This window comes from Pollutimonas subterranea, from assembly GCF_002849655.1.
GTDB classification, from domain to species: domain Bacteria; phylum Pseudomonadota; class Gammaproteobacteria; order Burkholderiales; family Burkholderiaceae_B; genus Pollutimonas; species Pollutimonas subterranea.
In genome coordinates, this window is sequence record NZ_PDNW01000002.1 from 194,923 (window position 1) to 220,622 (window position 25,700).

6 protein-coding genes are annotated in these 25,700 nt (G+C 61.5%); 5 read left to right on the forward strand and 1 reads right to left on the reverse strand.

Going from position 1 to position 25,700, the window contains the following annotated elements; all coding sequences use genetic code 11:
• Window positions 1-90: 90 nt before the first annotated feature.
• Genes CR159_RS03415 through CR159_RS03435 form a run of 5 tightly spaced genes read left to right on the forward strand, consistent with a single transcriptional unit; the run spans window position 91 to window position 24,889 of the window.
• Window positions 91-1,698, forward strand: coding sequence for a cyclic peptide export ABC transporter (locus CR159_RS03415; protein WP_158238495.1), 1,608 nt, complete (start codon window positions 91-93; stop codon window positions 1,696-1,698).
• A complete protein-coding gene (locus CR159_RS03420; RefSeq protein WP_102072609.1) occupies window positions 1,695-2,801 on the forward strand; it encodes a prohibitin family protein in 1,107 nt (368 codons plus the stop codon). The genes CR159_RS03415 and CR159_RS03420 overlap by 4 nt, the downstream gene beginning before the upstream one ends.
• Window positions 2,802-2,806: 5 nt before the next feature.
• Window positions 2,807-6,625: an AMP-binding protein gene (locus tag CR159_RS03425; RefSeq protein ID WP_102072610.1), complete on the forward strand. Its 3,819-nt coding sequence runs from the start codon at window positions 2,807-2,809 to the stop codon at window positions 6,623-6,625.
• Window positions 6,622-12,948, forward strand: coding sequence for an AMP-binding protein (locus tag CR159_RS03430; protein WP_102072611.1), 6,327 nt, complete (start codon window positions 6,622-6,624; stop codon window positions 12,946-12,948). Before CR159_RS03425 ends, CR159_RS03430 begins: the two co-directional genes overlap by 4 nt.
• 13 nt (window positions 12,949-12,961) lie before the next feature.
• Window positions 12,962-24,889: a non-ribosomal peptide synthetase/type I polyketide synthase gene (locus CR159_RS03435; RefSeq protein ID WP_158238496.1), complete on the forward strand. Its 11,928-nt coding sequence runs from the start codon at window positions 12,962-12,964 to the stop codon at window positions 24,887-24,889.
• Window positions 24,890-24,898: 9 nt separating this feature from the next.
• Here the strand turns inward: CR159_RS03435 and CR159_RS03440 are convergent, their stop codons facing one another.
• Complete coding sequence (locus tag CR159_RS03440) at window positions 24,899-25,687, reverse strand: 4'-phosphopantetheinyl transferase family protein (protein WP_102072613.1); 789 nt, start codon at window positions 25,685-25,687, stop codon at window positions 24,899-24,901.
• Window positions 25,688-25,700: the final 13 nt, after the last annotated feature.

Sequence of the window (25,700 nt, forward strand, 5' to 3'; positions counted from 1 at the left end):
CGGAGCACTGGAGCATTTCTGCTCCGGCTGTTGGGTCGCTCAGATAACCAGGATGAACGAGCCCCTTTACCTTTTCTTGCGTTTCTGACCATGTGGGGGCAACAAGGCACCCGTGGCTTCCTGCTGGCCTACGCGGTGCTCTCGGCCGCGGCCGGCACGGGCATTCTTGTATTACTCAACACAGAAGCCGAATTGCTCCAACGCCAAGGCTATTCCACATTGATCGCGGTGTTTTTCATCGTTCTGCTACTGGTATACCGATTTTCGCAACGCATGCTGGTGGCCAACGCAGCCGCCCAGATCGAACAGGAACTGCATGCACGTCGGCAAACCATCGTGCGCAAAACCCTGAATCTTTCGCTGCGCGACATTGAACACCTTCGCGGCGAACGGGTCGTCAATGGGCTGGCGGCATCGTACGACTCATTGTCCCAGGCTATCGTGCCGCTGGTGGCTGGCCTGGAAGGCGTCGTCATGCTGGCGTTCATGTACGCCTACTTGCTCGTCCTGTCGCCCGCAGCGGGGGCGCTGACGGCAGTCGTAGCCGGACTCTCGGTGCTGGGCTACCTTAGCCTTAATCGCCAGCTCGATCATACACTGCGCGAAACCGAAGAAAGCGGGCGGCGCTTCCGCAGCTATGCGGCCGCCTTGGTACAGGGCAACAAAGAGCTGCGCATGAACACACAACGGCGCGTCGAGCTTGAGCGCGACATGGCCGAAACATCTGCAAGCATGGCAGCAAGCAGGTCCAATAATGCTCACATCCTGGCCCAGATCCTTACCACCGGTACATCGGTGTCTTATTTACTGGCGGGCAGTGTCGTGTTCCTGCTGCCCATGCTCGCCGACATCCCCGGCGAAGATATATCCCGCATTGTCATGGCTGTGCTGTTCCTGATCGGGCCAGTAGGTTCTCTGGCCAACAGCGTCCAGCACTTCATCATCGCGCGCTTTGCACTGGACAATATCCAGCAGTTTGAACAGCGTATCGATGAGTGCGGCGCCCCCGCCCCGGATGCCACCGATCCGCCGCCGGCGGCTTTCGACGGACTGAAACTGAGCCGCGTTTGCTACCAGCACCAGGCGGCTCAAACAGCGAACGCTGCGGGCTTTCGGGTCGACGACATCTGCCTTGAACTAAAGCCCGGTGAAGTCATCTTCATTACCGGGGGCAATGGGTCAGGAAAAACCACTGCACTACGGGTGCTTACCGGACTGTACCCGCGCGACGGCGGGACCATTACCGCGCGGGGCGTGCAAATACCCGCGCAAGCTCCTCAATGGTATTGCAATCTCTTTGCCGGTGTATTCGCCGATTACCACGTGTTTCCCCGCGCCTATGGCCTTGAAGCCTCCGGGCTGGCGGCGCTCGACCATTGGCTCAAGCGGCTGGGAATCCGCGACGAACTGGCCGACGACCTGAGCACGCTGCAGACCGAGGCGCTATCGACTGGCCAGAAGAAACGACTGGCCCTGGCTCTGGCTCTGGCCGAAGAACGTCCAGTGCTGGTGCTGGACGAGTGGGCTGCCGACCAGGATCCGGCCACACGCCTGGCCTTCTATACCGAAATCCTGCCCGAGCTCAAGCGCCAAGGCAAGGCCATTATCTGCATCACCCATGACGACCGCTATTTTGATTGCGCCGACCGACGCTTTCATATGTCTGAAGGAAGAATGACCCCTGCGGACGCCTCATGAACTTAAAACTCCGACACAAATTGCGGCGCCTGACCTCCGCCCTGGTGTTCCTGCTGCTGATTTTCGTCTTCCTGATCATCGTGCTGTGGGACTCCGTCGTGCAAACCACGCCAGTAGGGCACACCAGCGTGCTATGGCACCGGTTTCCCATCAGCGATGAGCACTCGGTCGGGCCCCTGCGCGAAGGCGTGCACCTCATCCAGCCGTGGGATCAGTTCTATACCTATGACTTGCGGCTGCAGACCAGCGACCACGACTTTCAGGTCGTTTCCAAGGACGGTCTGCATTTCAATATTTCATTTACCATCCGCTGGCGGTTGTTGCGTGACAAGATCGTATTGCTGAACCAGACCCTGGGGCCCGCTTACGTCGAAAAACTGCTGGCTCCGAAAATCGGCTGGGCCGCCCGCCGCGTCGTGGCACTTTATTCCGCAGAAGCGCTCTTCACAGAAAAACGCAGCGAAGTCCAGGATGCCTTGTATGAGCTGATCACCAGCGCATCGATTGAAAACGGCATTGCCCCTGAAGCGCCCGGCAGGCATGACCCGAACGACGTTCTGGAACTCACCGACGTACTTATCCTCAGGGTCGAACTGCCGCCGCAAATCAGGCAGGCCATTGAAAACAAACTCGAACAGGGACAAATTGTTGAAGAATACCGCTTCATCGTCGAGCGTGAAGAACTCGAGTCTCAACGCAAAGCCATCGAAGCCGACGGAATCCGGAAGTTCCAGGAAACCATCGCACCCGCCATATCCGACAGCTATCTGAAGTGGCGCGGCATTGAAGCCAGCCTGGAACTGGCCAAGTCGCCCAACAGCAAAATTGTGATCTTCGGCAACAGCGAAAGCGGGCTGCCGGTCATTTTCGACGCCACTGACAAGACCGCCCCTGCAGGCGGTCCGGCCGGCATCGACGACCCAGCATCTGCCGTCAGTACGGGCCCCGACAAAACTTCACCGAACAAAGCCGGAGTTCAAACCCAGCAGCCGGCTTCAAGCAGCACGACACCAAACATGCCGCCTATTCCCGGCCCGATGCGGGGCTATAAAGACGATGGCCCTGGCCATCGCTACCCGGCGGCTCATTCGCAACAAAGGTAATTCCCATGTTCAGCCCGAACACGTCTGCTGACAGGCCGGGAAGCGTCAATGCATCGCTATTGCAAGCACGGCTGGAACAGCAGCCGGGCATCCATGCCGTCACTGCCGCCACCGTCAAAATCCATGGGCAAGACAAAACGGTTTTCTGGCTGAGCGGCCCAGGCAGCCTGGCCCTGAGCGCAAACCCGCCTCAATGGGTGGGTCCAGGCGTGCAATTGCTCGCCGTCACACAGGCTCCAACGCCTCATGAAACCGCCACTCTTCCCGTCTGGACGCCTGCGGCGCTCGAACACGCCGAGGCCACCGTACGGCGGGAAACCAGCGATCCCACTGCTCGGCTGGTCATGCAGTCTCCAATAGGCAGCCTTGTCGCAATACCCGGCCATGACAGCCCCGCCGATACCGCGGCGAGCGACTCCACCAAGCCGTTGCCATCAATAATCGGCCGCTCGCGCGGCAAGATTCCGGCATTGAGCGACGGCGGTCCGCAGCATTGGCCGGAGGGCTTTCCCCGCGATTGCGTAGAAGCCTTGACGCGTGCCGCCACTTCGGACGCGCAAGCGGTCATTTACCAGCCCGACGGGCAAATCACCCGTATCCCTTACGCCGCCCTGCAGCACGAAGCGCTGCGCGTACTGGCCGGACTGCAGCAATCGGGCCTGAAGGCCGGCGACACGCTCCTGGTCGCCTCCAACAAGGCCGACGTCCTTTTGACGGGTTTATGGGCTTCGATTCTGGGAGGCATATACGCGAGCGCCATCGAATTGCCGGATCCCCAGGCGGATTCTGCCGCGTATCACCGTCTGGAAGCCGTCTGTGCAGTACTGAACAATGCTCCCCTATTGCTCGATGCCCAAGCGGCGGCACAGCGGGCGCATCTGCCCGCAATCCAGGTCCGCCGCCTGCTAACGCTCGAAGCGCTGCGACAGGCACCGGCCGCCCAGGCTCGCGTCCATTGTGCCGACCCGCATGACACCGCGCTCATCATCCTCACTTCGGGCAGCACCGGCGTGCCCAAAGGCGTCATGCAAAGCCATCGCGCGATCCTGGGCATGGTGGCGGGCGTGCTGCAACAAAACTGCCAAGCCGGACCCGATGACGTCATGTTGAACTGGATGCCACGCGATCATGTCGGCGCCATGGTGTTCGTCTTTCTGGCTGCAGCCATCTTGCGGGTCAGGCAGGTTCACGCCGACACCGCTTATGTGCTGGGGCAGCCCGAACGCTGGCTGCAACTGATCAACGACGAAAAAATCAGCATTACCTGGTCTCCCAATTTCGTTTACGAACTGCTGGCCCGCGCCGCCCGGGCCACAAAGATCCGCTACGACCTGACCAGCCTGCGTCGCATCTTCAATGGGGGTGAGGCCGTCAATGAACAGGCCTTGCTGTCCAGTCTTCACGATCTGGAGCGGCACGGGCTTGACCCTGCCGCAATGATTCCTTCGTTCGGTATGTCGGAAACCTGCTCTGCCATCACCATGGGCCAATTGGGCAATACCATCGGTGCTTTCACCAGCATGGGACCTCCCGTACCAGGCTGCCGGATTCGCATTACCAACGACCATAACCAGCCCCTCACCGAAGGTGAACTGGGCAATATACAGATCGAATCGTCCCAACTGCTGACGCGCTACTTCGGGCTGCCTGAAAGCTTGTCCCGTATTGAAAATTCATCGTGGTTTGATACCGGCGACATCGGCTTCCTGGCAAATAGCGAGCTGTACCTCACAGGGCGAATCAAGGACACGCTCAATGTGCGGGGCGTCACGCTGTTTGCCCATGAGCTTGAAAACTCCCTGATCAGAATCCCGGGTATCGATCCAGTATGCCTCGCGGTAACCCCTGTCCAGCCCGCAGGCTCGTCTACCGAACAGATCGCCGTTTTCTTTTCAACCTACCCCGAGACCGGCGTGTGCAACGTACCGGCCCTGTCGGCTGTCCTTGCCTCTGTGCATGAGATCCTGCGCTCGGCCCATGCCGTGGCGACCCACTACGTGATTCCGCTGGCGCCCTGCGAATTTCCAAGAACACCCATCGGGAAAATCATCAAGAAAGAGTTGCGCCAGCGCCTGGAAAGCGGGCACTATGACGCAGCGCTTCAACGCGCCCGACGGCTAACCGCGCCTGCTGCACATCAGGCTGCGCTTCACCGACGCCGCTGGGTGAAGCTGCCCACTCCCACGGTACCGGGCGCTGTCCCCGCAGCAAACACACGCATTTTGGTCATGACCGCCGATTCGGGCGTTAACGATGTGCTGGAAACGCTGCAATCCAACCCCGAACGCCAGACGCTGCTGCTTGATATCCGCCCCCTGCTTGCCTCCGGCACAGGTGCTTCAGGCCTGGCCTACAACCTTTTGCAGGACATCAATCGGGCTGTGGTTGCGCAACCGTCTATCAGTGCGCCGATCCAGGTGCTCGCCCACTCTTGCCTGCACCTTGGCCCTGAAGACCTCCTGGACCTGGAAGCCGCCATGCTGCCCGGACTGATCCACAGCTTCAACTTGGCCGCGTCGGACTGGCGCTGGGCTCTGGTGGACCTTCGGCCGAACGCACCGGGTTCCGCGGCCATAGCCTTGCAAGGCAGCGGCTATGCCCCGATTGTCGCCCTGCGCCAGAACGTCTTCCTGATCGAGCACTTTGATACCGTCGACCCCGACACCAGTTCTTTCAAGCCGGCACCAGGGCTTTGGCTGCTTATCGGCGGCCTGGGTGGCGTGGGGGATCAATGTGCCCAGGCGCTACAGGAACTGGGCGCCGGTCTGCTGATCTGCGGGTCCACACCGCAAGACGCACTGCCCGATTCCAAGCGGCAAAGGTTAGCGTCGCAGGCCGCACATGGCCCGGTTCGCTATGTCGCCGCCGCCGACATCGAAAGCCTGTTGTCTGAAGTGGCTGCAGCAGAGCAAGCCATGGCCATGCCGCTGCGCGGGGTCATACATTCGGCGGGGCTTGATCTGGGTGGTCACGAACGCTGGGAAGACGACGCATTTCAGCGCAGCCTCGCCGTCGCGCACGGACGTTTGGCACAGTTGGACACGCTATTGCGCGCACGCCCAGGTACGCAGTGTGTCGTGATTGCATCGATCACGGGAATGGCCGGCGGCCGGCTGGGCAGTTACGCGGCACAACAGTCCGCCCTGATCTCGCTGACGCAACGCTTGCCTGCAGTCAGCATGCCAACCGTTCTGGCCTTTTCTGCCTGGAACAATATCGGCCTGAGCCACAATCGCACGAGTCCCTCACTGCTTGCCAACGACGGTCTGCTTGTCATCAGCCCGGCAATAGGGCGCCGCGTTTTGACATGGGCCCTGCATCATCCGGGCGGCGTATTCAGTATCGGTCTGAATGATCGTCATCCGCTCCATGCCTGGCGTGTGCCTCAAGCATTGACGCCGCTTCTTGAACCGGCCATTCATGCTCTGCGCGGTGGCGCCATTTGCGCGCCGGACGGACAAGGCCACCTGCACTGGCTGCCCATTCTGCACGCGTCAACAGCAAGCGCCGGCCTTGATCCGGCCGCAACGTGCATCGCCGGTTTCATTGCCCTGGCGCTGGATCAAGCCACCATCGATGTCCATGACGATTTCTTCCTGATTGGTGGCGATTCGATCAGCGCGAGCCGTCTGGCCGCGCAGCTTTCAGAGTGGTTCTTCACCGATGTGCCGGCAGCAGCCGTTTTTCAGCACCCGACCGCCAATGGGCTGGCCGGCTATCTGCGTATTCAGGTTGACGAGCCCGAACTGTTTGCGACGGTCATTGCCCACTTGGATCAAATGCTTGACGGCGCCAACGCTGGCGTCGGAGCCCTTGACTCATGAAAAGAATCTTTGCTCACCACCACGAAGCGCTAAAAGCTGCTCTGCAGGAAAAAGGTTTGCTTGACAAAGGTTCGGCAAGGTCCCTGCGGGAAACCCTTGATGCGTCATGGCCCGCCCCGGCTGCCGTGCAGCGCCTGTGGCTTCAGGAGTGCCTGGAAGGCGATGAACGCCTTAATGGACTGGGCGTATGGCTGAGGCTTGAACAAGCGCACGCAATGCCACAAGTCGAACAGGCCATCCAGGCATTGGTAGACCGCCATGAAACCTTGCGCACCATCTATGAACCCAAAGATGATCAGCTCTACGCGAGGGTTCTGACCGAAAAAACCTTTGTGCCCGCGCCGATCATGGACGAGCCCGACGAAACGGCCCTCACGCAGCTGCTGCATACTCATAGCCCCTCTCTGTCAAGCAACGAAAGCTGGCGCGTGCATCCCATTGTTGACGCAGATGGCGATTGCCGAGGCATCATCTGGCTGATGCACCACGCCGTGTGCGACTGGTTTGGCCTGCAAGTGCTGATACGGGAGTTTGCGGGCTTGCTTCAGAACCTGCCCCTGGCGGACACCCCGCCGATGCAACCACGCCACGCAAGCCAGGCGGAACGGCAGCGCTCCGCAACCCGTACGGACACCTTGCGAGCCTACTGGCGCGAGCGGCTTCAGGGTGCGTCCATTTTTTTTTCGCCGCCTATCCGCCTGGCCGCTGCAGCATCGGCTGTACCGACCGAATTCGCCTGCGAGCGTTTCCGCGTATCGATCGACCCCGGACAGACTGCGGTCTTGAGAACCGCTAGTCGCAAGATCAAGACCACGCCGTACTTTTTTTTCCTGACTGCCTTCGTACGTTTGCTGCAAAGCCTGACTCTGGACGAGGAAGTGGTCGTTGCCACCACCATCGCCCACCGTGATCGTCCGGGTACCGAAACGCTGGCTGGCAGCCTGAGCGATCTGCTCCCCCTGCGTTGCGACCCGGCAACATCCCTTACCTTCATTCAGGCCCTGCGCCATATTCAAACCCATGCCTCGAAAGACATGGCGCATGCCGAACTGGGCCTGCACCAGATCGTCGAGGCCGTGCGACCGGAACGCCGGCCCGGCAAGGCTCCGCTGACGCAAGTCATGTTCAATGTGCTGCCGCCGCTCTCGGCGCAAGGGATGGAAATCATACCCGCGCCATTGCCAGTTGCCCGCGCCGATCTGGTATTCGAAATTCTTGAAGACGAGGGTTTTACGGTAAACATCGAATGCCGCGCCGATTCGTTTCCAGCCGGGTTTACGCAGCTGCTGGCGCAGGCGTGGCAGCGGGAAATCTCTGCCGCGCTGATTGCGTTGCAGGATCCGGTATCAGACACGCACACGGCTGCGCATTGCGAAACTGTGCCGGACACCCAGTTCGCGGCAGCGCCACCGCTGCTGCCGGCAGACGCCGCCATCGAACTGTTCATGCAGCAGGCGAAAAAAACTCCGCTAGCTCCTGCGCTGATGTCCGGTAGCCGTACGATTAGTTACGACGAGTTGACGAAACACGTCGACCTGCTGGCGCACGCATTGCGCGAGCACACCGCGTTTTCATCCGGCTGCAGGGTCGGCGTGTGGCTGCCTCGGTCGATTGACCTGGTCGTTGCCGTACTGGCCTGTCTTAAAACCGGTGGGATCATGATGCTGCTTGATCCCAATCATCCCGCACAGCGCCAGCGTCAGATTCTTTCAAGCGCGCGTCCCGCGCTGCTGATAGTCCGGCCCGACGCGGCTCCCCCGATTGACCCGGCTACCGCCATCGTCCATACGCTCGACACGTCATCGCCTCAAGCCGTCCCCCATACCGTATTCGAACCGGCCTTCCCTTTACCCGACGACGCATTCATTGCCTTTACCTCAGGATCCACGGGCACCCCCAAGGGGGTGGTCTGCACCCAGCGGGCGCTGGTCAATCGGCTGGCATGGTACGCCTCAGCTTTCCCGCCAGCACACGACGATGTCGCCTGCCTGAAGACTTCGTCCGGGTTTGTAGACATCTATGCCGAAATGCTCGGCCCATTATGTGCGGGAATCCCGCTGGTTATCGCGTCCGATGAGACCGCGGCTGACCCGCCGGCACTGGCGAGCCTTATGCAACAGCACCGGGTCACCCGGCTGGTGCTGGTACCGACTTTATTGGAAGCGCTGCTTGCCCATGGCGACTCAGCCGGCCTGCAATACCTGCGTCTATGCGCCTGCAGTGGTGAACCGCTTGCCCCGGCGCTGGCCAGATCGTTTGCCCTTGCCGTGCCAACCTGCCGCCTCATCAACATCTATGGGGCGTCCGAAGTCACGGCCGACGCCACCTGGGCTGAAATAAAGCCTCCATTAGCGGCATACTGTGATATTGGCGAAGCGCTGCCCGGTGTTGCGATCGCGGTCGTCGATCGCAACGGCGATCGCGTGACCGACGGTTTCCCCGGCGAACTCGCCATCAGTGGAATCGCGTTGGCCAACCACTATCTGGATGATCCCGTGCTGACCGAAAAGCGATTTCGATCGCTGCCCGCTTTCGGCGGCCAACGGGCCTTCCTGAGCGGTGACACCGCCATCAAGATTCCTCACGGGCCGCTGCTGCTGCTCGGCCGCAGCGACCGGCAACTCAAGCTTGAAGGTGTACGGGTCGACGCAGCCGAAATCGAAGCCGCGCTGGCGTCACTTGCGGGCATTTCGCGCTGCCGCGTCGTAATGGATACACAGACAACACCTCCCCGATTGCTGGCTGCCATCGTCGGCAGGCCGCCTGCCGATGACTGCACGCTGCGCAGCCGCCTGTGCGATCTTCTACCCAGCTCGGCCATTCCCCAGCGGCTGCTCTGGATGGATGCGCTACCAGCCGGACCCACGGGGAAGGTGGACGACGCAGGTATTTTGGCAGCGGCTCGACAGACTGCACTGACACCGGCCTCAACTGCGCTTGCCGGCCACGAGGCTCCGAAGGGCGACATCGAGCTCCTGCTGGCACAACAGTGGTCTGAGCTGCTCGATTGCACTATTGACGATCGCCACGCGCATTTCTTTGAACAAGGAGGCAGTTCACTCAAGGCCATCATGGCCATGAACCGGGTACGCTTGGCACTGGGTCTGCCGGCTGATGCGCGCTGGCTGTTCGAAACCCCCACACTGGCAGGCATTGCGGCGCGCATCCATCAGGCACGCGCGGATCATCCGCCCGCTCAAACCGCACAGGCAACACCAAAAGAAGAAACAGTCCCAACCGGCCATGCGCCGGTGCAAGCTCCCCTGACATTCAACCAGCAATGGCTGGTCCGCGAATACACGAACAACCCCAAGCGTACCGCCTATAACCTGGCCATCGCCTACCGCTACGCCGGGTCACCCGATGCCAATACCTTGCAAGAGGCTTTGCAACATTTGGCCAATCGGCACGCCGCCCTGCGCACGCGGTTAAAGCATTCCTGCGGCCAGTGGGCCCAACACATTTGGCCGCCCGGTACCCCCTTGCTGGTCACCCGGCGTGAAACGCCGTCCATGAACGACGAAACCGCCGCCCGCCACCGGGACACCTTGGCGGGAATACCCTTCGTGCTCAATGGCGAACCGCTATTTCGGGTTGAGATCTGCGTTGCAACTGCCGATAAGCTGTATTTGTTCATGACCGCCCACCATGCCATGATCGATGGCTGGTCAAGCGAACGATTGATGCGTGATCTGGCCCGCCATTACGCCGCCATCTGCGGGCAGGCCGAGGCGCCATGCGACCTGCTTACCGGCATCGGCGAAATCGCCACTGCCCAGCACGCCCGCCTGACGACATTGGCCCAGGCACTGCCCGCCTATCGGGACTACGTGACGGGCGGAGCCTGCCCGCGCTGCCCGTCGACCGGACGCGGCACAACACGCGGCGGCCCACTGGCCAGCTTACCGGTCCTCTCGCAAGCGCCCCTCCACGCCAAAGACTCGAAAGGGGTTACCCCGTTCGTACTTGGGCTGTGTGCGTTGGCTGGCGCTTTGCAGCAATTCAACACGCTTGATCGGCCGATCCTCATCGGTTTTCCCGAAGCGGGCCGGCACGATCCCCACCTCGAAAACAGCATTGCATTTCTTGCCAACACCGTACTGGGGCGCTTCGATCTCTCGGGCCAAAAACCTGGTCCGGCCGCTGTAAACGCCGCACAGCGGCAACTTCTGGAGGCCCTGTCATTTCGGGACATCCCTGCATTCTGGCTGCAAGAACAGGGATGGAAGGGGCTCGACGACCGCAGCGACGACCTGCAGGCGATGGTCGTGCCGGAACAGGACTTTGATTGGAACGTGACGATACCGGGTTTGGACATTGCCTGCCTGGGCCAGGCCACCGCGAGGGGGGCTCGCGTCGATCTTGCCCTGACCATCAGACGGGGACGCCAGGGCGGCACCGACTTCGGGCTGGAATATGACAGTCAGCGGGTGCCTCACGAATTTGCCCAACGCCTGGTCCGGGTTCTGCAAACCCTTCTGGCGCTGAATCAGCCGGCACGGCCGCCGACTACCGCAGCAGACCTTGCACTTGCCGTGGTGGGAGACCAGTCCGCACAGGAAGCCGTGTCCGTTGCGCAGGAATCAGCCCGGCCCATTCCCGCCAGCCGGCTGGATATCTTGCTGGCAGGCCTGGCCGCGTCCTGCCCGGATGTCCGTCTGGCCGCCGACGCCACAACGACACTGACGGGCGCGCAGTTGTGGACGCGTGCCCAGGATATCGCCCGGATGATGCGTCGGGCACATCCGGCACCCGGCGTCGTTGCCCTGTGCATGGAGCGCTCAGCCAATTGGCTGGCTTCGTTGCTGGCAATCTGGCAAACCGGCTCGACCGCTGTCATCATCGACCCGCAATGGCCAGCCGAACGGGCTGACTTCATCATCGGGGACAGCGGGGCACAACTGCTTTGGGCCAACGGCATCGGGGCCGATATGGGCGCCAACACAGCAGACAGCGACGCGGCGGCGGCCCCGCCCAACCCGGTGGCGGCGCTCGTCTACACATCGGGATCCAGCGGTCGGCCAAAAGGCGTGCCGATATGCCATGATGCCCTGATCCGCTTGGGCAGCAGCCTGGCAAGCCATTACGAACTGAAATCCAGCAGCACCATCTTGCAGCTGGTCTCCCCCGCTTTCGACGTTGCTCTGTCGGACATTGCCATGAGTTGGTGCTCTGGCGCCTCGCTGGTCACCCTGCCCCAGCACTCAGTCATGCCGGGCAGCACGCTGAGTCATGCGATTGATGCCTGGGGCATTACACACTTACAGGCACCGGCGGCCGTTTTAAATGGCACCCAGGCACAAGCTCACCCGTCTCTGGAAATGGTGGCCGTAGGCGGCGAAATCTGCCCAGCCGTCACCCTGGATGCCTGGTCGCAGAATCGAAAGCTATTTATTGTGTATGGCCCAACCGAAACCACGGTGACAGCCAGCTTAATGCCTTATCGAGCCGCGCATGCTCCGGGCAGCCTGGGCACTGCTGTGGCGGGTAATCGGCTCGCCATTGTAGATTCGTCGGGTCGGCCGCTGCTATTCGGGATGCCCGGCGAGCTCCTGATTGCGGGGCCGCAAGTGGCTCAGGGCTATCACGGCCATGCCCAATCCTTATCCAAGGCGTTTGGCACAACATCCCTGTTTGGAGAGCCGTGCCGCGCATACCTCACCGGCGACCGGGCCTGGATGGACGAAAGTGGGCAAGTCTGGTTGCTGGGGCGACTGGACCGGCAGTTCAAGATCCGGGGCCAAAGAATTGATCCGGAAGAGATCGAGATCATATTGCGCCAGCACCCCGCGGTCAGCCAGGCCGCCATCGCCTCACGGCCGACGCTGGACTCGGGCACCGCGCCCGGCGCGGCCGAAGCCGAAAACCTGATCGTCGCCTGGATAGTATCCGCAACGGCCGCAAGACCTTCGGAAGAGACCCTGCGGCGCTGGTTGCAAGATCGATTGCCAGCGGCGTATGTACCCGCACGCTGGGTCTTCATTGCAGAGTTGCCGTTGAACGCAAACGGCAAAACCGACTGGGCGGCGCTGGTTGAACCAGCATCCGCGGCACTGCCCTCAGTACAAGCAAGTGCAGTCCGCCTTGAAGATCGCGACGATCTGATCGAATTCCTTTATGCCTGCTGGTGTGAGTTGCTGGATCGCGACGAGATCGAATACGACCGGAGTTTTTTCGACTACGGCGGTCACTCGATGCTGATGGTCAAGCTCCACGAACGCCTCGAACAGGCGACCGGCCTCACGCTGTCCATCGGTGAGATTTTCGGGCATCCCACCCTCGACGAACTGGCGAACTATCTGCTCGAGCAGATCAATGCGTAATCAGAGACTCATAATGCAGAAGCCGTCCTCATCCACATTCCTCGAACGACTGGCTCACGATAAAGCAGGGCTTCCCTCTACGGTCCGCCTCCCCCTGAACGCAGAACAAACACGGCTGTGGTTCATCGACAAGCTCAGCCAGAACAGCCAGGGTTTTGTGCTGCAAGCCTCCTTCCTGCTGCGCGGCGCAGTCGACCCTACCGTCTGGCAAAAGGCAGTACGCCTTACGGTTGAACGCCATGCCATTTTGTCGGCTCGACTGGTGGAGCACGATAACAAGGCCTGGCTGGAATTGGCGGATACCTCTTCCGAACTTGAAATGTGCGAGGCCGACACGCCGCGCGCACTGCCGCCCGGCACCCTATTTCGCGCAATGCTGCAGCCGCGTGCTGAACACTACCAACTGACGTTCCTCATTCATCATCTGATCGCCGACCGCTCCTCCATGGCGATACTGATCAACGACTGTTTCACTTCCGTACGCGGAATCGGCCTTCCGTCCGCCGCACAATTCACCGAGCGCTTGCTGGCCCGTCAGGCGGAGCCGGCAAATGCGCCCGAGGCATTGGAGTGGTGGCGTGCGGCTCTGGAAGGCGCCCCGGCCGAACTGGCCTTACCCTTCGATCACCCGCGCCCACCCGAGCGAGGTCGGCGCGGTGCGACGATCAGCCTGCCTTTGACGGAAGATGCCGACCTGACGGCACTCAGTAAATCGCTAGGGGCCACACCTTTCATGACCTATCTGGCCCTCTACGTGCAACTGCTGCAACGCTGGAGCGGCGAGGAAGACCTGGTGATCGGCTGCCCGGTCTCCATACGCAAAACCCGGGAAGACCAGCAGATGGTCGGGTTTCTGGTCAACACCTTGCCGCTGCGACTGAAGCCAGGCCTGAACGATGATCTCGCGACGCGAGTCAGTCAGGTCAAGCAAACCCTTCTGAACACCCTGGGTCAGCCGGCAGTCACGCTCGATCAGATCGTCAGCACACTGAACCCGCGCCGGCATCTGAACCGCAACGCCTTGTTCCAGGCAATGTTCGTGCTGCAGGCACAGCCGCTGGCCATGCCCACGCTGCCCGACATCGACATCGAGGCTCTGTCGACGGCGCCATTGGCGCCGGAGGTCGATCTGAACCTCAGCGTGGAGCGCACGACAGACCCGCAGACCCCTTACGTCGCGCATCTGGAATACGACCCCGAACTCTTCCACGCCGAAACTGCCCTGGAATTTCTGCAACAGTTCATAGCCTTATGCCGCGCGGCGGCCCAGCCACAAGGCGCCGCACAAAAGCCGTCGGCAAGCCACCAACTGGCTTGCTGGAAGGGGCCGCGACTGGCGTTGCCGCCGCATACCGTTGACACCCTCATCCTTGAAACTCTGAACGGTTTGGCGCCCGAGCGGCCCATGCTGCAGGATGCCGGCCAAACGCTTTCATGCAAGGAACTACTGTGGAACATTGCACACACTTCCGACGCTCTCGAGGCCGCCGGCGTCGCGCCGTACACACGCGTCAGCCTGTGCCTGCCGCGCCTGACCGAACTGGTACCGGCGCTGCTGGCGGTTTGGCGGTTGGGAGCCTGTGCTGTTTTCCTGCCCACCGATGGGCCGCATGACGTCATCGCGGAGCGTGCAACGCTGGCGGGCGCAAATATCGTGCTCATTGGCACTGATAGCCCCGACCTTGCCGGCCTGGCAGCCGATAGCTGCAAGGTGCTCACCTGGGATGCCCTGCGGCACGCGCATTCATCCGGTGTCCACGCTCGAACCGATATGGGCGCGTTCAAGGAAGAGCCGGCCTATGCCTGCTTCACTTCCGGTACAACCGGCACACCCAAAGCCGTATTCATCAGTCACGCCAGCTTACTGAACCATGCGCTGGATTGCAGCCGTCGCTTCGAACTGGATGCGACAGACCGGGTCTTGCAGTTTGCCGCGCCTGCCTTCGATGTCCTGCTCGAAGAGGTGATTCCGGCCTTGTTATCCGGCTCAAGTCTTGTGCAACTGGCAACCGGGTACACCGGCGATCTCGAAGCCTTCCATCAGGCCCTGGAAGACAAGCGCATTACCGTCGCCAATTTACCGGCAGCCTTCTGGCACACCTGGGTGCATGAACTGATCGCAGCCGGTACTCCTGTGCCGACAACACTCAGACTGCTCATCACCGGCAGCGAAGCGGTTCAGGCGGCCGCTGCACGCATCTGGCGAACACACGCCGCCCATTGCCGCCTGTTGTGCGCTTATGGCTTGACTGAAACCACCATTTCGGCCGGCTTTATGCAGGTGGACGACGTGCCCGGACACTGGTCCACCATGCCTCTTGCCGAAGCCGTTCAAAATACCGAATTGGCTGTAGTCGGGCCAGACAACCAACCGCTGCCTGCGCTATGTCTGGGTGAAATCCGCGTTCGCGGCCAGGCGTTGATGCTGTCTTCAACGGGCGAAGTCCACCCTATATCAGGCCGCGCCCCCATCACTGAATTGCATACCGGCGACTACGGCCGGATGGATCTGAATGGACGGCTATGGTGCCTGGGGCGCCGTGACCGGCAAATCAAGATTCGCGGCATCCGCGTAGAGCCAGCCACGCTTGAACACGCCTTGACCCGGATTTCGGGCATCAGCGAGGCTGCCGCACTGGCCATTCCGGTCGGGCAACGCCACAGCCTGTGGGCCTTTGTCACAGGCCATGCGGCGCCTGCGGCCGCGGCCATCAAAGCCGCGCTGCAAAACCGGCTGCCAGACGTGCTGATGCCGGAACAGATCATTGCACTACCCAGCCTGCCCCGTACGGCGCAAGGAAAAACCGACTACAAGGCTCTGGCCGCACGGGCTGCGCAACAGCCGAGGCCGCCGTCCGATACCCGCTTGAATTCTGGCCGGGAACGTCTGATCGCCCAGCTGTTCAGTGAGGTTCTGCAACGCAGCCCGGTCGGTCCAGAGGACAATTTTTTTGACCTGGGCGGCGACTCGATCAGCAGCCTGCAGGTAATCTCGCGCGCGCGCCGCGCGGGCGTTGACCTGTCTGCCAAGACCGTCTTTGAATATCAGACGGTGCGCGCTATTGCGCAACAGACGACTGAAACCGCCAAAGCCTCGCACGATGCGCAGAGTTGCGGGTCTGTGTGGGCCACGCCCATTCTTTCGTGGTTCAAGTCGGAAATGAAAGGGGCATGGCGTCAGTTCAACCAGGCTGTTGTCATTGCTCTGCCCGACCCAGTTGACCTGCCCCGGCTTCAGCAAGCACTGAGCGCCGTCGTTCACTGCCACGAAATTTTCGGCCTCCATGTCGCGACGGCGCCTGATGGTGAGGTGAGCTACCACATCCCGACCACTCGGCCAGCCCCTCTGTTCAGCGTGGTGACACGACCTGACGATGTGGCCGACTCAGCCTGGGCCACCCTGCGGCAGAGGCATCTGGCTGAGGCACAAGGCCGGCTTGATCCGTCCACCGGCATTAATGTTTCGGCCGTGGCCCTGCCCGCCGATAAACAATTAATGTTGACGGTTCATCACTTGTGCATCGATGTCCTGTCGTGGCAGGTCGTGCTGCGCGACCTGCAGAACGCTTATGAGGCTGCGGACCGGCTGGATGCGTCACCGCTGCGTCGCCACGGTTCACCATGGCGGCGCTGGGCTTTGGCTCTACAAGACTTCAGCCTCGACCCCGATGTACGCGCGTCGCTGCCCTTTTGGATAAAAAGCCTGTCGGCCCGCCCGACCCCACTGGCCCCGGGTCTGCCCGCCAAGCCCGGCATCGAAGCGGACGCCCGAGTTCATCAACTGGCCCTCAGCACCGAACTGACGCAACATCTGCTGCGCAAGGTTCCTGCCGTGTGGGGGCTGCGCATGGACGAAACGCTGCTGACAGCCCTTGCTCTGGCCCATGCGGCAGACGAGAGCGTAGTCTTGCGCGTGGATCTCGAACGCAATGGTCGCGCCTCCCCCCTGGATGACCTGGATATTTCCGAAACTGTCGGCTGGTTCACCTCGGTCATTCCATTAAGTCTGCAGACAGGTCGGAATGCTCAGACCATGGCCCAAGCCGTTAAAGCGAGACTGGCAGACGTCCCACACGAAGGTCTTAGTTATGGCTTGTTGCGCTACGGGAATAACCCCGAAACAGTCCGCCTGCTAGCTGGCTTGCCTGAAGCCGATGCTCTGTTGAATTACGTCGGCATTCTCGACGGCTGGGCCCAGGGTCCGTTCCAGCCAGTTGATGCCGACACGGGCCCGACCATCGCCCCGGATCTCGCGCGGAGCCACCGCATTGAGCTTAATGCGGGCGTTGTCGCCGGCCAGTTGCGCGTGGCACTGAATTACGCCGATGGGCACGGCAGCAAGCAAGCCGCAGCCTCACTGATGGCCAACATCGAAAGAGCGCTGAACCGGATTGCCGCCGAGACCGGTTACCAGCGCAGCGTTGGCGGCCAGGCCGACGTCGCTAACAATGAAGTCCGTGCCGCGGGGGCCTTGCCCCATATCCCGGTCACCCCCCTGCAGCGCGGGATTTTGCTGCACAGCCTGCATGAACCGCAAACGTATTTCGACCAGCTTCATTTCAGGCTTGACGGGCCCCTGAACCTCGATGCGCTGAAAACCGCTTGGGCTTTGCTACTGGATCGCCACGGAGCCCTGCGATGCGCCTTCGGATTCGATGACAACGATGAACCGTGCCAATACATCGAATCCGGTCTCGCGCTGTCGTGGCAGCTCTATGATTGGACGACGCTGGATGAACCCGAGTCGCGCCGAGAACTACAAACGCTGATGCAAGCCGACCGCCAGAAAGGCTTCGTGCTGGACCAGGCGCCGTTGATGCGCATGCATTTGATCAAACAAGCGCAAGATCGGCATGATTGGATCTGGAGCAGTCACCACCTGATACTCGATGGCTGGTCTGTATCCATTTTGATGCAGGACTGCCTGAGCGCGTATACCGCCAGCCTCGAGGGCACCGTACCCGACTGGCCCAGCCCACCCGACTGGCACGCCTTTGTTCACCGCTGGCATCGCCTTAATGCGGCGGGTGCATTACTGTGGTGGAAACAGGCGCTGGCCAATGTTGCCCCAACGCTGATGGCTCAACGCGATACCGTTGGCCTTGCCCCACCCGCGCAGAGAGCGCTGCACGACGCCGGGATTGCACTGGATCCGGCCATACGCGACGCCCTGGCCTCCGTGTGTCGTCGACATGGCGTGCCGCTGGGCGTATTGATTCAGGCGTCATGGGCCATGCTGCTGCGCCGATACCGGTCTATCGACACGGTGGTCTTCGGGATCACACTCGCCCACCGCCCACCCGAGTTCAACAACGCTGACGCCTTGGTCGGCATGACCATCAATACCGTGCCGGTCATCGCCGACATACAGCCGGATATGCCGCTTTCTACTCTGCTGGCCAACCTACGGCAACAGTCGTTCGAACGGACTGACCACGCCTTCGTGGGACTTGAAGAAATCCTGCAAACGGCGCGGCACGACCCGGCCTGCCCCCTCTTTGACACCTTGCTGCTGGTACAGAACTACCCGCGCCCCACAACCCTGGCGGCAAGCGATCTGACCATTCAGGTATGCGACGTGCGGGAGCAAACCAACTTCGCCCTCACCGCCATCGTCACGACGGGTGAGGACGCCGCGATGAGTCTAGCCTGGGACAGCACACGTATTTCCGACGCGCTGGGGCGCGATGTACTGAACCACTGGCATCAGCTTCTGCGGGCCATGACACATGATGCGCCGTCACTCGTACGCGACTTGTCTATCTATACCGATATCGCGCTGAACAAGCGGATTGCGTTGGCCACGGGTCCTGACAGCGAGCTATCGGCACCGGACGTGTTGGAACGATTCGATCAATGGGTGGATGCCACTCCCGAACATCCCGCGGTTCAGGCCCTGGAAGGCTGCTTCAGCTATCGAGCTCTGTCGTGTGCCGCTGATCAACTGTGCCAGGCGCTGCGCGACTCAGGCGTAGTCACGGGCGAACCCGTTGCCATTCTTTTGCCGCGCGGCGCCCGCGCCATCGCGGCTTTGCTCGGTGTCATGAAATCAGGGGCGATGGCTGTCCCCATCGATGCCGCCTACCCCGCCGAGCGCATTGCTTTCATGCTGCAAGACAGTCAGGCCAGATGGCTGCTCACCGAATCGGCCCTTACGGATCGCCTACCGTCACCCCTCCCTATCAGAGCCTTATTTATTGACCAGATGCCCGATACGACTCAGCCTGTCGTTACGCATCGGCCCGAAATTTCCCCCACAAGCCCGGCCTATCTGATCTACACATCAGGCTCGACCGGCCAGCCCAAGGGGGCGATCACGCACCATGGCGGGCTGGCCAACATGATGCGCATCCAGCAATACCATCTGTGCCCAAAGGCGACAGACCGAGTGCTGCAATTCGCCGCCTTGTCCTTTGACGCGTCCATTTGGGAAATCTTCATGGCCCTAGGGTCAGGCGCCACCTTGCACGTCCCAGACCCGGTTGCGGTCCGGTTTGGTGAAGAATTGCTCGACACCATCGAGCACGAACGCATCACAATAGCTACCTTGCCGCCGTCCCTGATGGCCACGCTGCCCCCACGGGCCTTGCCGTCGCTGCGCATACTGATGGTAGCGGGCGAAGCCTGCCCCGATGTCGTGGTGGAAAAATGGGCGGACGGTCGGCGACTGTTCAACTGTTACGGGCCCAGCGAAACCTCGGTATGTTCCAGCCTCCATGAAGTCACGGGCCGAACCTTGCACATTCCCATCGGCAAACCGGCGGCTCATACGCGGGCCTACGTCATTGACCCGGACGGCCAACTGGTCCCTCCAGGCGGCGAAGGCGAGCTGCTCATTGGCGGAGACGGGGTCGGGCTGGGCTATCTGCATCGAGCCGAGCTGACGGCTGAACGCTTCAAACCGGATTCCTGGAGCACTGAACCCGGCAATCGGGTCTATCACTCCGGCGACCGGGTGCATGTCGGGCACAACGGCGAGCTCACTTTTTACGGCCGTATCGACCGGCAATTGAAAGTACGTGGCTTTCGTGTCGAGCCCGGCGAAATCGAACGCCAGCTGGAACAACTTGGTCCTATCGACAAAGCCCTGGTCGGACTGTCGCCCCGTGTCGACGCCGAGCCGGTCCTGCTGGCCTGGGTACTTCCCCGGGCGGGTCTAACCATCGATACGCAACGACTGCGCGACGACTTGTCCAGACGTCTGCCTTCTCACCTGGTGCCCGCTGTCATCCAGGCCCTGCAGCAGATACCGCTCACACCCAACGGCAAAATCGACTGGGCAGCACTGCCGATGCCCGCTGATGGTGCCTACGCAATTGAAGCCCCGGTTCAAACGGACAGCACAGACCGGGCCAGAACGATTGCCCAAAAATTGGAGTCCATCTGGGCCGAACTGCTGAAACTGCCCAGAGTCGACTGGCACGGTAACTTTTTTGATCTGGGAGGACAGTCGCTATTGCTGGTCAAAATGCAGCCCATGCTGCGCAATACCTTCAACATCAAAGTGCCCACCCGCATTCTGTTTGAACATGTCACGATATACGCGCTAGCCCAGTGGCTGGCCACGCAACAGACAGCAGAGCCCGGCGTGCCCGAAGTCGACTCCGACTCCATCGCCATCGTCGGCATGGCCTGTCGTCTTCCTGGTGCCGATTCCGCCGAGGCTTTCTGGACTCTGCTGCGCGAAGGCCGCGAAGGCATCACCGAGTTCGAATCCGATCTGTCTGGCGATACCTTGCAAGCCGGTCAAAGCCACTTTGTGCCGCGATGCGGCGTCATCCCCGACAGCGACCAGTTCGACGCCGCCTTTTTTGGCATTGGGGCTCGCGATGCGCTCCTGCTTGACCCGCAGCACCGGCTATTTCTGGAAGGCGCCTGGAATGCCTTTGAAGACGCCGCTGAAATTCCTGGCGGCAACATTGGCGTATTCGCCGGCTGCAGTCACAATACCTGGTTGCGCGAAGTCCTGGTGCCAGGCGGCGAAACCCTCGGTGGCCCGGCGGGTTTTCATGCCATTACCGCCAATGACAAAGACTTCCTGGCAACACAGGTCGCCTACCGCCTGAACCTCAGCGGCCCCGCGGTCACCGTCCAATCGGCGTGCTCCACCTCCTTGGTCGCGGTCGCCCAAGCGGTCGATGCCTTGCGTGCCGGGCGCTGCGACATGGCGCTGGCCGGCGGTGTCTCGTTGAGTTTCCCCGACCCGTCCGGCTACGTTTACGAACCCGGAATGATCCTCTCGCCCGATGGCCATTGTCGTTCCTTTTCAGCCGATGCTGCGGGCACGGTTCCCGCAGCGGGGATGGGTGTGGTGCTGCTCAAGCCGCTTGAGAAAGCACTGGAGGACGGAAATCGCATTTACGCCACCATACGGGGCGTTGGCGTCAGTAATGACGGCGCTCGCAAGATGAGTTTTGCCGCGCCCGGCATTGAAGGCCAGGCCAAAGCCATTCAGCAAGCCCTTTCGGATGCCGGGTTGCGCAGCGACGAAGTTGACCTGGTCGAAGCGCATGGCACAGGCACTGCGCTGGGCGATCCAGTGGAGATCACCGCCCTTGGCAAGGCTTATGCCAAAGGACGCAGCCGTCCCTTGCTGATTGGTTCCGTCAAGAGCAATATCGGGCATGCCGACGCCGCTGCCGGCATTGCCGGGCTGATCAAAGCTACTCTAAGCCTGCACCATCAGTTCCTTCCCGCCAGCCTGCACGCAGACCGATTAAATCCTAAGCTGGATCCCGGGCCACAGCCTTGGTTCGAGATCGCCCGCGTAGGCTCGACACTATCGCCCCCCGGGCGCCCACTGCGCGCGGGGGTCAGCTCGTTCGGCATCGGGGGCACCAACGCCCACGTCCTGCTCGAGCAAGCCCCTTGCCGGCAGGCAATACAGACTGTGAACGACAACTGGCAAGTCGTCCCGGTATCGGCGTCGGTCCCCGGTCAGCTGGCGGTTGTCCTCAAGAAGCTTGAAGACCATTTGCGGCATTCACCCACACCGCTTGCTTTAGCCGACATCGCCACCACGCTGCAGCAAGGCCGTACGGCAATGAAGGCGCGTATAGCGCTTATCGCCGATAAGACAAGCGGTCTGATCCAGCTATTGCCCGGGACTGTTACGGATACCGTAACCTTAGGCTCAGGCACTACACGCCGCCCACCGAAGATTGCTTTGCTATTGCCGGGCCAGGGGGTTCAGCATCCGGGTATGGGGGCTGCGCTATCGGCCCAATACCCAGCCTTCAGGGAACATCTGGCAGCCCTGTCCGACCTGCTGCGCCCGTTGTTGAACCTCTCGTTGATCGATACACTCAATGATTCCGCCCTCGATTCCGGATTCTGGCAAGACACCCGCGTAGCACAACCCGCCATCCTGGCCATCAGTCTGGCCTGCGCCCAGTGGTGGGCATCGCTGGGTATCAAGGCCGACCTCATGTTAGGCCACTCGCTGGGCGAATACACTGCCGCTTGTCTGGCGGGCGTATTTTCGCCGGAGGACGCATTGAGCATCGTGGCCGAGCGTGCTCGCCTGATGGCAGCCATGCCCCACGGAGCCATGCTCGCCATCACGCAAGAGGGACCCGCTATGGAGGCCCTGCTCTTACGCCACCCGGCACTTGATCTGGCAGCCATCAACGGCCCGCGTCAGGCGATCATATCAGGCCCCGTTGACGCCATCGATACGCTTGCAGCCGAGCTGGCCCAACAGCTGCTGCCCGCGCAACGGCTTTGCACCTCGCACGCATTCCACTCGCGATCCATGCAACCTGCAGCCGATGCTCTGCGCGCCTTTCTGAGCACCCGGGTCCTGAATCCACCCACCGGCAAATTCGTGTCCAACCTGACCGGAACCTGGATCACACCGGAACAAGCCGTATCGCCCGACTATTGGGCCGAACACATGCTGGCGCCCGTGCGCTTTGCGCAGGGCTTGCAAACACTGCAGGACAAAGGCGCCGGTCTTGCGATTGAAGCGGGTCCGGGCAGGGTCCTGACCATGCTGGCACGCAGCAAGGGCTTGCCCGCCTGCCCCAGCCTGGATGCCGCCTCGCGGTCCGGGACAAGTTCGGCGCCAGAGCATGCGCCCGCCCACATCCAAAGCGTTGCGCAGCTTTGGGAAAGCGGTATTGAAGTGGATTGGAGCGCGTTCAATACCCAGCCTGGAAAGCGTATTGCCCTGCCCGGCTATTCGTGGGCGCGCCAAGTATTCCGGCCAAAGGCGGTATCAATACCGGCGGCACCGGATACGGAGGCAACACCGCCCAAAGAAAAACCATCGCCTGACCACTGGTTTTACACGCCGCTCTGGGTTCGCCGATCACCGGTAACCTGCGCGGACGCCTCGGGTCCTTTGTTGATTTACAGCTCGGCAATGGCACTTGCCAACCCGGTAGCGCAAGTCCTCAGGCAATCAGGACGCGAGGTCAGAGTAGCGACATCAGCCGAGGCCTTGCTGGCCGTGCCCGGCGAAGCGCGCACGCAGCTTGTTGTACTGATGCCCCCTGCAGGCGGACAGTCGGCACTGGCCATCATGACGCAGTTGCGCACTACGCTGCTGACCGTACGCGACGCCATCCTGGCTTGCCACCCCAAGCCGATGCGCATCGACCTGGTCACGATGAGCGGCGCTGCCGTACAGGGCAGCGAGCCCCTGTGCCCGGCGAATACGGCGCTGATCGCCGGGTTCAGAGTGTTGGCCCATGAGTTCCCGGAACACCTGTTCGCCGGACTGGACCTGGTCTCGCCCGATCCCGTTCTGGTGGCCCGGCAGATGCAGGAATGGCTGAACACTGAAAGAACGGGGCAGTTCCTGGCCTACCGCCAAGGCCAATACTGGAACGAAGAAGTGGCGCGCTGCCACATGCCCCCGGCACAGCCCTGGCCCTTGCGGGCTGGAGGAACTGTCCTGATCACGGGAGCTGCGGGCGGGGTCGGCCAGGCTTTTGCTCTGGACCTTGCTCGCCACGCCGACACACCGCATTTGCTGCTCGCAACCCATCGCACGCCCCTGCCTGACATGCTTTGCCGGCAATTACAGGCGCTGGGCGCGAAGATCAGCCAGCTGACGCTCGAGCTGGCCGACGAGCAGTCCACTACCGATACCCTGACGAACTGGCAAAACGCCTTCGGCCCGATCAACGGAGTCATACACGCGGCCGGGCTGGCCGACTATGGCGGCGTCATGGCTCGTCGCAGTGCCGGCTCGATTGACAGCGTACTGGCGCCGAAAATCATTGGACTGCACGGCATTGAAAGCGCCCTGACGGGTCTGCCCCTGGACTTCATGGTGCTGTGCTCGACATTGGGGTCCTTTCTTCCCGCCGCCAAATTTGGTCAAGTGGCATACAGTGCTGCCAACGCGTATCTGGACACGGCGGCTGCCGCACTAGTGCAACGCCATCCCTGGCGTGCCGTCACCATAAACTGGGATGATTGGGTGGAGGTCGGCATGACAGTCGCCGCCCGTCAGCGGGCAGGGTTGCAGGCCTTGAGTGCGGAGTCCGGCCTTTTGCATGATGAAGGCCCCGCCGCCGTCCGACGCGTCTTGCCCACCCCGCTCACCCGCGTAGCCATTGCAGTCAATGATCTGACGGCGCTCGTTGCCCGCAGCGGCACATGGTTTTCAGACGAACTCGCCGGACCCAACATTGACAGCACCGACCGGCCTGTTTCAAGCGTGACAGCTCCAGTCGCGCAAGCTCTTGCCGGCCCTGCCGATCTTTGCCCCGTTCTGGAGGACCTATTCTGCGAAGTACTGAACGAACCTGTTTGCGGGCCCCATGGCAATTTTTTCGATCTGGGCGGACACTCCCTGCTGGCCATGCAACTGATTAGCCGGGTCAAAGAGACAACCGGCCTGGATGCAACACTGATCGACTTGTTCGCCTCGCCCACGCCCGATGCGCTGGCGCAATTGCTGGTCACCAAAGCGCCCGAGACGCCCTAATCAACGGACTCAACTCTCATGCCGGATGGCTGTAAAAACCGGGCCATCCGCCGTCAGGGACGATTCGTGCATGATAACGGCGGGCGCCGGTTCGCCTGCTGCGGGCCTGTGAACGGCCAGCCCCAGGCAAAAATTCTCGTCACGAAACACCCGTAGCGGCCAGGACGCGGACCCACTCGGCCCGAAAGCCGCCGGGAGGTGCACGGCCGGAATCCAAGCCTCTGCGGCGGGCAACCCGCACGGCGACAGCCATCCGAAAGCCCCATCGGTCCATGAAAATACCGGTAGCTCCAGCTCGCAAAGAGGCTGGCGAAGCCCCAGACCCACCGCCTTGACCAGTGCCTCTTTGGCCACCCACCACGCCAACCGCTGCGCACCCTGGTCCTTGTCCAAGGCCGACGTTAGAGCAAGCCGTTCCCCAGCCGACAACCAGGCCTCATCCATATCGGACAAGGCATGTACGCGGTCGACCACTTCGACATCAACGCCTACCGGACCTCGGCGGGAAACCACTACTGCGACGCGACCGCGTGTGTGCGACAAACTGAAGAACGGCTGTGCGACGGGGCTAAGAACGTGGGGTTTGCCGAGAGCGTCGACGTCGAACCTCCATTGTTCGAACCTGCCCGCGACGTGGTCCAATGCGACGCGCAGCAGCGCGTGACTGGCCACATAGGCTCGCCGGTCCACCGCGTGAACAAAGCGTCCTGCCCGCGCATGCTCGGCACACGTCAGGCGTTGCATCATCCAGTCGGGCTCGCCGGCGGGTACAACGGCTACAAAAACTTCAACTGCCATTCGCGACTCCCGG